The sequence below is a fragment of the Staphylococcus sp. EG-SA-2 genome (genome assembly GCF_017152085.1).
This window is the reverse complement of sequence record NZ_JACYHC010000331.1, coordinates 1-338: the sequence shown is the minus strand read 5'-3', so window position 1 is coordinate 338 and position 338 is coordinate 1. Positions and strand designations below refer to the sequence as shown.

Sequence of the window (338 nt, the reverse complement as noted above, 5' to 3'; positions counted from 1 at the left end):
AATAGTTTAATTGAAAATGTCATCGCGCAAGGTGCATTACCCGTTGGATTATTACCGAATATCATTGTGGACGATAAGGCATATGTTGTACCTATGATGGTGGAAGAGCCTTCAGTTGTCGCTGCAGCTAGTTATGGTGCAAAGCTAGTGAATCAGACTGGCGGATTTAAAACGGTATCTTCTGAACGTATTATGATAGGTCAAATCGTCTTTGATGGCGTTGACGATACTGAAAAATTATCAGCAGACATTAAAGCTTTAGAAAAGCAAATTCATAAAATTGCGGATGAGGCATATCCTTCTATTAAAGCGCGTGGTGGTGGTTACCAACGTATAGC

At 39.9% G+C, this 338-nt stretch carries 1 pseudogene; it reads left to right on the top strand.

Annotated elements, in window-relative coordinates:
• Positions 1-338, top strand: a pseudogene (locus tag IDG60_RS03210) (hydroxymethylglutaryl-CoA reductase, degradative); the annotation flags it as partial.